General features: G+C 37.5%; 4 protein-coding genes and 1 pseudogene. 1 reads left to right on the top strand and 4 read right to left on the bottom strand.

The features are described 5' to 3' along the window. Positions 1-372 precede the first annotated feature (372 nt). Complete coding sequence (locus ACFVSH_RS22505) at positions 373-954, bottom strand: YitT family protein (RefSeq protein ID WP_387707916.1); 582 nt, start codon at positions 952-954, stop codon at positions 373-375. A gap of 275 nt (positions 955-1,229) precedes the next feature. Beyond that, positions 1,230-2,720, bottom strand: coding sequence for a DHA2 family efflux MFS transporter permease subunit (locus ACFVSH_RS22510; RefSeq protein WP_387707918.1), 1,491 nt, complete (start codon positions 2,718-2,720; stop codon positions 1,230-1,232). Between the two features lie 407 nt (positions 2,721-3,127). Between ACFVSH_RS22510 and ACFVSH_RS22515 the strand changes: the two are divergent. Continuing rightward, positions 3,128-3,277: pseudogene (locus ACFVSH_RS22515) on the top strand (hypothetical protein); the annotation flags it as partial. A gap of 424 nt (positions 3,278-3,701) precedes the next feature. Here the strand turns inward: ACFVSH_RS22515 and ACFVSH_RS22520 are convergent. Beyond that, positions 3,702-3,866, bottom strand: a complete 165-nt coding sequence (locus ACFVSH_RS22520) for a hypothetical protein (RefSeq protein WP_387594830.1) — start codon at positions 3,864-3,866, stop codon at positions 3,702-3,704. Positions 3,867-3,908: 42 nt separating this feature from the next. Continuing rightward, positions 3,909-4,415, bottom strand: a complete 507-nt coding sequence (locus ACFVSH_RS22525; protein ID WP_387707920.1) for a DinB family protein — start codon at positions 4,413-4,415, stop codon at positions 3,909-3,911. Between the last annotated feature and the right edge of the window lie 820 nt (positions 4,416-5,235).

Below are 5,235 nucleotides of genomic sequence, written 5' to 3' on the forward strand. Positions count from 1 at the left end.
CACGAGTAAATAAGCAGAATTTACGAGTAAACATGCTAAACTCACGAGTAAATGATGCGAAATCACGAGTAAATAAGCAGAATTCACGAGTAAACATGCTGAATTCACGAGTAAATGATGCGAAATCACGAGTAAATAAGCAGAATTCACGAGTAAACATGCTGAATTCACGAGTAAATGACCAAAACTCACGAGTAAACAGCGCAAAATCATGTGTGCAACACGAATTCACGAGTAAATGGACCAAACTCACGAGTAAATGATGCGAAATCACGAGTAAACGCCGCGAAATCATGGGTGCAGCACAAGCAAAATATCGAAGGAGGGATATACCTGATCAATCTTCCCTGTTGCAGTACTTGTAGGTAGGTTTTATCTTATAAAAATGTTTATTGCCTTAAAAGAATTGATAAAGAATACGCATATGCCGACACAGGAAATCGTGAGGAGTGAATACATTAGCTTTAAGTCATTCAATATAATAATTCCCGCAATTACTATGAGTGAATCGATAATAAAAATAATGATTCCAGGGTTCGTTGCTGTGGTTTTAGAGATTAATAGTGCTAGTAAGTCCACTCCACCGGGGCTAATATGCTGTCTCAGCATATAACCAACTCCAATCCCGATCGTCATTCCACCTATAATGGCACTCGTTATGATCGGTAGATGAACCAAACCGTTTAGTGGTGTTAGCCAATCAATAATGGTTGAAGTAAAAGCTAACCCAAGGATGGCATTGAAGAAATAAGACTTATCGTATAGAAGGGATAGAAGGTATATGGGAATGTTGATCATGATCATGGTATGTCTAACTTGGATTCCCCAAACATATTTGATTAACAGACTTATTCCAAATATCCCGCCATTTATTAGATGAATGGGGACAATGAACAGGTTAAGACCTACTCCAATGCAAAAACTTGAAAAAAGCAGAGTAACCAACTTTTTCATAAAAACATTCCCCTTGTCCAAATCATTATCTTAAAATATATGAGAGCAATGTAAATATATACTTAGCTGTTTTTGAAATTACGATTGCTATTTGTGTATTGTTGGTTAAATTTCAGATGCATTTCAGTATGCAGCAGGATCAAAAGGAATGCCGTTACCTTGTGCACATGAAGCAATTTGGCCAAAAAAAGAGACACTCATAATAAGTGTCTCTTTTTTGATGGGGCAAGTCAGTTTTATAGAATTTTTATTCTTTGGAAAAAAGCCTTGTTTATTCAAGCTCTTTTTTTCGATAGGCGATTTGTAATGGTATCTTCTTGCGGTGAAGTTTGCCGTATATAAAAGGCCAGTATGAATGCAATTATGGTCAAACCTGTTGCAATCATGAATGCATCATCCACTCCCATTACGCTACCTTGTTTAATGGCCATGGCCATTTGTGATGTATTATCTGGTGATATGTTCCTATGAGATAAGATTTCCTGAACATGCTTCGTTCCCTGGTTTGTCATGATGGAAACAAAGAATGCCATGCCAACAGCACCTGCTACCATTCTCAATGTATTGACCATTGCTGTTCCATATTTATTTAGGCTAAGTGCCAATTCATTTAATCCAGCTGTGAAGATAGGCATCATCAGTATCGACATTCCGAACATTCTGATGGTATATACCCACACCACATAAGAATAGGACGTATCTGTTTCTAGCCGCGTTAAAAGATAGGTTGTAATGATAGTGATGGCAAGTCCGCTCACCGCAAGCCATCTCGCACCAAATCGATCAAACAGCTTACCTGTGATAGGAGACATGATCCCCATTAAAATCCCGCCAGGCAATAGCATGAGACCGGATTCCATCGGGGTAAACCCACGGATATTCTGCATATAGATTGGCATGATGATCATTCCAGAGAACATACCCATAGTTGCGATGATGTTGATAATTGTCGTTAAAGTGAACATCCGATACCGAAAAATTCTAAATTCCAAAATAGGATGAGATACAGTAAATTGCCTCCAGACAAATAAAACTAAACTGATTCCTCCTACAAGGAACATCGTCAGTACTTCGGGATTGCCCCAGCCCTTGGTACCGCCTGTAGCAAATCCATATAGAACTCCGCCGAATCCGATAGTGGATAGAATTACACCCATTTTATCGAGTTTAGGCCGACTCGTTTTCCCTACTTTTTTGATGATGAAAAATGCAAAGATGAAGTCAAGCAGTGCAAATGGGAAAATGACAAAAAACAGAACCCGCCAAGAGTAGTTTTGTATAATCCATCCTGATAACGTCGGTCCTACAGCAGGGGCAAAATTCATCGCAATACCAAATATACCCATTGCGAAACCGCGTCTGTTAGGTGGAAATAAAGTGAAAATCACATTTGTAATCAAAGGGAATAAAATCCCTGCCCCAGCAGCTTGAACAACACGTCCGATTAATAAGACGGAGAAGCTGGGGGCAATACCACATAGGAAAGTTCCTAATGCGAAGAGTCCCATCGAAGCAAGATAGAGTTGCCTTGTATTGAAACGTTCCATTAAGAAAGCGGTGATAGGGATGACAATCCCATTGACCAATAAGAAGATTGTAGTAAGCCAGTTAGCTGTTGCAGCTGATATTTCAAAATGATTCATTAACTGAGGCAATGCGATATTAATTAATGTCTGATTTAAGAAGGCGACTAGAGCACCAGCCAGCATCACCGCAAACATGGGACCCGTACGAATTTTAGTGATGGCTGTTTTGTCGTGATTCATTATTATGGTACGTCCTTTCCGCTAAGGTAGTACGTATTGTACTGCCTGCTTTTTTTTAAAATTATACAAATTAAAGCGAATTCATTAAGAAACCAGCCTATATTTTCCTATGATATACAACATCTTAAGGAGATTAACCTCAATTCACGGATTTTGGAGGCGTTATTCTTTATTAACAACTTACTTGACAATAACCAGGATATATTCTTATTTTTAGGAAATCCCCCAGTTTAACATCCATCCTACAGGTATATCATACTTCAAACAAAAATCACCAATATAATACTTACTACGTATCAGAAAAGTTGTTCTACTTAAGTATAAATACTTTAACATTCTATCATTCGTATTCACTAAAAAATAGTTAATTGATAAAAAGGTGTGATGAACAATAAAAAGAACTTTGTGAAACTTATAACGTAAATTGCTTTACCATACGAAAAGGAATAGAGGAATTGGTGAAGGAAGGGACACTGACACGGCTTCCGCGATGGGGTACCTTTATTGCATCTAATAAGTTCCATAATGTAAGTTCCATAATGAATTGTTATCCATAATGGATTTTCGGAGTTTAGTCATCAGCTTGGGATGAAACCTAATCCTGGATTTTAAGAAATAAGGCCATACCAGCGCCAAGAGATATTGCAGGTCATCTCCTCATTGAAGATGGTAGCCACGTTCTCGAACTTGAGAGACTCATATAAGTAAAGTGATCATCCGCTTTTCTACGATGCCGCACATTATTCATTCATTCGTTTTCCGGATTTAGAAAAGAAGAATTGCAAGGGATGAATCAACTTATAAAATCCATACAGAATTAGTCAATAACGATAACATTATAGACGTGAATTATTGGTGCCAATTTATTTAGAATATTAAAGAGCGCCTTCGATGCAAACGACCGACCCAATCTGACTGTTCATCGGGCAAAATAGGTCATGCCAAATTATTGGCATGACCTATTTTTGGTGTATTGCTCCTTTAACTCTCATCTTCCATTCTTTCTTCTTTGATTATTGCATATAAAGTATCCTTACAATTAAAACATAAGATTTTCTTGTTATCTAACAGAATACCGTTCAGAAATCCAGCAGTACAATATACATTACGTGCACAGCGAACACAAGTGCCAACTAGTTCGTCCATCGATACATCCCCTTATTCAGGAATCGGATATAGTTTGGTTTTTTATTTCGAATAAAGGTAAAGGCCAAAATCTTGCATAACGGAAGTATGCCCCATTTGCCGCAACATGGTAGCAATGTTGCCACGATGATATGATCCGTGTGTGACAACGTGTAATACCGATTCGGAAATGGTAGTTTTAAGTAACCCAGCATATGGGTTATCCACGACAATTATCCTTTTCATATCCTCTGTGCTCAGAAGTGCTTTGTTTCTTTCGTATAAGTCCAGAAATATTTTTTTCATTTCCTCAATACTTTTCTTTTCCACCTCTTCTCTTAATTGATTGGAAGATGCCATTGCTTCATTCATACTTTTACCTGTGATAATGTCAAACCACGCATAATCCGTGAGATAAATATGAGACAACACTTTTGATACGGACGAAAAACCACTCTGAATTTCCTTATGATAAATGTGCGGTGGAAGCTCATTTAACCGGTCGATGATGACCCCATTTGCCCACGAGTGATAGTTATACATTTCTAATACTGGCTCGGGATGATTCATTAAAAAACCCCCATATACACTAGTTTTTTCGTATTGAACAATTTATGCAGTAAAAACAAAAAAATTCAGGTGAATTCAATGAAGGATCTTTATTAATATGCTGTTCCTCCTAACGTGCATACGCTCATCGCGAATTTCCAATGTATAAAGGTAATGCGAACTACTTATCATCCTGAGTATTTTTTCTTGCAGGAAAAAAGCTCCTTATATCGAACTGATAGTAAAGGAGATGGTATTTTTATGAATCTGAGAATCAAATATAGGCTTTATATCCATGTAGACGGAAAACTTATTCCAGAACAGTATGACCGATACGAGATACTAAACGTCAGGGAAGGTATAGATCCAAATGATACTAAGGATTACCAAGAGCTTATTAGTAAATTGAGTAAGTCGATTAATCGACCCCTAAGTGAATTTGAAATAAAAAACTATGAAACAATGTAAGTGCAGTTACGTATTCTGAAATTTTCTCCTTCGTTAGAACGTAAATCAAAATATAGAAGAGAAAATATTTAAAGTGAACTTTTGATTTTAAAAATGTGATGAGCCTCCCCCTTGGATCTGAGCACCGCCTGATGAACCTCTGGAAATATGTAATAGATACAGCATCTCCAAATAACGACGGTGGTATTGGATTGCTGCGGTAGAGGCCATGGAGACACAGACATGATTGAAGTGCATGATAAATAACGCCGATTAAGCGCGCCATTTCTTGGTGCGCTTAATTGGCGTTTACTCATTAAAATCAGATATTCGTCGAATCGCTTCTACAAAATGCACTGGCATTTATATTCCTTAGATCTTAAAAATAAACAAA

Origin of the sequence: Peribacillus sp. NPDC058002, from assembly GCF_042886655.1 — a bacterium.
Taxonomy (GTDB): Bacteria; Bacillota; Bacilli; order Bacillales; family DSM-1321; genus Peribacillus; species Peribacillus aracenensis.

What these genes read in the sequence shown, in the direction of transcription:
- ACFVSH_RS22505 (WP_387707916.1), bottom strand. Translation starts at nt 954, where the DNA reads ATGAAAAAGTTGGTTACTCTGCTTTTTTCAAGTTTTTGCATTGGAGTA.
- ACFVSH_RS22510 (WP_387707918.1), bottom strand. Translation starts at nt 2,720, where the DNA reads ATGAATCACGACAAAACAGCCATCACTAAAATTCGTACGGGTCCCATG.
- ACFVSH_RS22520 (WP_387594830.1), bottom strand. Translation starts at nt 3,866, where the DNA reads ATGGACGAACTAGTTGGCACTTGTGTTCGCTGTGCACGTAATGTATAT.
- ACFVSH_RS22525 (WP_387707920.1), bottom strand. Translation starts at nt 4,415, where the DNA reads ATGAATCATCCCGAGCCAGTATTAGAAATGTATAACTATCACTCGTGG.